Below are 3960 nucleotides of genomic sequence, written 5' to 3' on the forward strand. Positions count from 1 at the left end.
AGGACGCCCCCGCCCCGGGGCTCGCGCACTCAGGGGCGGGATCCGGGCCCCGCCCGGAAAGCGGTCGGGGTGTGCACCCGTGGTGGGGACAACGCGTTCGCCGACGCCACCAGGGCGGGTGACAACTGACCCCCATCCGGTCCACGGCCCGCCGCGATCCTTCGCGGTCCGTGTCCCCACATCAGCCCCGAATCATGTCATTGCGGGGTATTTGACCAGGTGAGGGGGTATATTCAGGTGTTAGCGGGCGTAAATCTCGGGGGAGATGAACACCGTGTGCTGGGGCCGCCTCACATCGGACCAGCACCGAGCGAGCGCGTGGGGCGTCTCGCCGTCGAACGGTTTTGGGGGGAAGGTTCGTCGACCGTGTTCCAGAAGGCAAGCCACAAGCACAAACATCTGTCCTGGCGTGAGAGCTACCAGCGCGAGCTGAGGGTCTACGACGCCGTCGCACTCGTCATCGCCCTGGCCGCGGCCCAGGCACTGCGGTTCGGGCGGCTCCAGGGGCTTCTGCAGCTGGACGAGCTGCCCATCCCCTACTGGCTGGTGGGCGTCCTGCTCGGGCTCGGCTGGTGGGTGTGGCTCGAGTTGAGGGGCACCCGCGGGGTGCGTCTGATCGGCAACGGGGCCGAAGAGGCCAAGCAGGTGGTCACGGCGTCGCTCACACTCTTCGCCGCGATCGCCATCGCGTCCTACGCCTTCAACGTGCCCACCGCGCGCGGGTACATCCTGATCGCCCTGCCCGTGGGCACGCTCACCCTGCTCGGGGGGCGCATGTGGACCCGCCGCCAGCTCATGCGCCGGCGCTCCCGGGGGCTCAACATGTCCCGCACCATGGTGGTGGGCCGCTTTCCGGGCGCCGTGGAGCTCGTGGGCGAGCTGCAGAGCCGCCCGGACGCGGGCTTCGACCCCGTGGTGGTCTACATGCCCACGTCGCACCACAAGCTGCCCGATTCCCTGGCGTCCGTCCGCCTGCCCGAGAACGCACTGGCGTCCGAGGAACGTCCGAGCGTGCAGGGGATCATGAGGGCCTGCCGCGAGCACGACGTGGAGACCCTGGTGATGGCGGCCGCGGTGCCGCTCAGCACCACGGAGATCCGCCACCTCGGCTGGGCCCTCGCGGACGAGCGCATCCGCCTGGTCATGAACACCGGTCTCACGGACGTGGCCGGTCCCCGCATCCACACTCAGCAGCTGGCCGGGCTTCCCCTGATCCACGTGGCCACGCCGCGGTTCACACGGGCCAAGAAGATCGTGAAGCGGTGCATCGACATCGCGGGCTCGCTCACCGCGCTGATCCTGCTCTTCCCCGTGATGCTCGTGCTGGGCATCCTGGTCAAGGCGCACGACGGCGGTCCGGCGTTCTTCGCGCAGGAGCGGGTGGGGATCGACGGCACCCGGTTCAAGATGCTCAAGTTCCGTTCCATGTACACCGATGCCGAGGAGCGCAAGGCCGCCCTGCTCGCGGCCAACGAGTCCGACGGCGGTGTGCTCTTCAAGATGAAGGACGATCCCCGGGTGACCAAGCCGGGCAAGTGGATGCGCCGGTACAGCCTGGACGAGCTGCCCCAGTTCATCAACGTGCTCAACGGCTCCATGTCCCTGGTGGGCCCCCGGCCCCCGCTCGCCAGCGAGGTGGACAAGTACGAGCAGCACGTCTATCGCAGACTCCGGGTCCGCCCCGGCATCACCGGCCTGTGGCAGGTGTCCGGGCGTTCCAACCTGGACTGGAACCAGACCGTCCGCCTGGACCTCTACTACGTGGAGAACTGGTCCCCCGTGCAGGACATGGTCATCATGCTGCGCACCGTGCGCGCCGTCTTCGCCTCCGACGGCGCCTACTGAGCAGCACTCCCGGACGGGCTGGGGAACGGGGCGGCCAGGAGCGCAGCGGCCGGGTACGGACACCTCGACCACTCCGCTCGGGAGGGCGCCGGCGGTCAGGAGCAACCGGGTACGGGGCACCTCGACCACTCCGCTCGAGCGGGCGCCGTCGGGGGCCAGCCGTCACCTCGGGGCCACGGGATGGTCACGCACCCGTCATCTCCGCGTCGCCCGAACCCGGGCGTGAGATCCCTCGAATTCCTGTGTGAACCTCTACACTTTCTAGTGCGTTCCCCCAGGTTGCTCGCCTTCCCCCCTGCCGAGCGGCTCCCCCTCATGCAGTAAGGCCAGGCCTATGACCTCCCCCCGCACATCAGTGCTGCCCGCCGCCGTGACCGCCGCCGCGCTGATCGTCACCAGCTTCCTCCCGGCCTCCGCGGCCGAGGACCCGCACCAGAACCTCAACCCGGACAAGGGCGACGTGGTCTCGGTCGAGACGGAGGAGCTGGAGACGGTGGTGCAGGATCCCCAGCTGCCCGCCGCCCCGCCGAAGACCGGGGACAAGAACCCCGGGGCCACCATGGGCCAGAAGATGAAGACCATGGAGGACACCACCAAGCTGTCCCCCGCCTCGGAGAAGGAGCTCGAGAAGGTCGAGAAGGCCGTGCTGGGACGCGGCCCTGCGGCGTCGACCTCCCCGTCCGGCGCGAGCACCCCGAGCAGCGGCGCCACCGGGACCAAGGCACCGCAGGCAGCGGACACCGGCGTGGGCCCCGCGGGTTCCATGTCGCTCGTGATCCAGCAGAACTCCTGGCGTCCGGCCGGGATCGCCGGGATGGACGTCTCCGGCTGGCAGCCCGCGGTCAACTGGAGCGCGGAGTACGCCAACGGCGCGCGCTTCGCCTACGTCAAGGCCACCGAGGGCATCGGCTACCGTTCCGAGGCGTTCAACGACCAGTACACCGGTTCCTACGCCGTGGGCATGAACCGCGGCGCCTACCACTTCGCGCTGCCCAGCCAGACCTCGGGCGCCGCGCAGGCCGACTTCTTCATCAGCAACGGCGGCGGCTGGTCCGCGGACGGCCGGACCCTGCCGGGGCTGCTGGACATCGAGTACAACCCGTACGCCTCGCTGGGCAACACGTGCTACGACATGTCCCCCGCCCAGATGAACTCGTGGATCCAGTCCTTCTCCGACCGCTACAAGCAGCGCACGGGACGACTGCCCGCCATCTACACCACCGCCGACTGGTGGAGCACCTGCACCGGCAACACCGCGCAGTTCAACAACCACCCGCTGCACCTCGCGTCCTACGGGGTCACCAGTCCCGGCTACATGCCCAACGGCTGGTCCCGCTACGACCTGTGGCAGTTCTCGGACAGCGGCCCGTTCTCCGGTGACTCCAACGTGTACGGCGGCTCGTGGCAGCAGTTCCAGTCCCTGGCCTCGTCCGCGAACTACCAGCCCCTGGGCGGGCGTCCGTCCGGCTACACGGTGAGCGGCGGCATCGGCGCGGTGTACAAGAAGACCGGCGGTGCCGCCACGTGGGGCCAGCCCGTCTCCAACGAGCGCAACGCGGGGTACGGCGGGAAGTACCAGCAGTTCTCCCGCAACGGCGTGATCAGCACCGCCTACTGGCACCCCGGCAGCGGGGCCCACATGCTGCGAAACAAGTCCAGCATCGGCGCCAAGTTCCTGGGTGCCGGCAGCGAGTACGGCTACGGCTTCCCCTCGACCGAGGAGCGCTCCATCCCCGGTGGCGCCTACCAGGTGTTCCGCGCTCCGAACGGCCGGACCACCAAGGTCATGTGGACGCCCCGCAACGGCTCGCACGCCATCAAGGAACAGGGCGCGATCGGCAAGCGCTGGGCCCAGGGCGGCATGGAGCGCGGCATGGGCTTCCCCACCACTGACGAGTACCGCCGCGGGGACGAGATCCGCCAGACCTTCTCCAAGGGCTACATGATCGGCTACAACACCAAGACCGGGCACGTGCGGGTCCTCAAGATCTGAGCCCCGGATCCGGGCTCCCCGGATCCCCCTGCAACACCCGTCCGACGGCGGCCCGGAGCACCGGGCCGCCGTTGCCGTGTCCGCCGGGCCCGGTCAGGCCCCGGCCAGCCCCGCACCGGAAC

The 3960-nt window shown here is 69.5% G+C and carries 2 protein-coding genes; both read left to right on the plus strand.

Annotated elements, in window-relative coordinates; all coding sequences use genetic code 11:
* The first annotated feature begins 366 nt into the window (after positions 1-366).
* Positions 367-1845: a sugar transferase gene (locus tag QL985_RS11770; RefSeq protein ID WP_121566940.1), complete on the plus strand. Its 1479-nt coding sequence runs from the start codon at positions 367-369 to the stop codon at positions 1843-1845.
* Between the two features lie 334 nt (positions 1846-2179).
* Positions 2180-3838, plus strand: coding sequence for a GH25 family lysozyme (locus tag QL985_RS11775; RefSeq protein WP_191872900.1), 1659 nt, complete (start codon positions 2180-2182; stop codon positions 3836-3838).
* The last annotated feature ends 122 nt before the right edge of the window (positions 3839-3960 follow it).

Source organism: Kocuria sp. APC 4018 (assembly GCF_030407675.1).
In the GTDB taxonomy this organism is placed as follows: domain Bacteria; phylum Actinomycetota; class Actinomycetes; order Actinomycetales; family Micrococcaceae; genus Kocuria; species Kocuria rhizophila.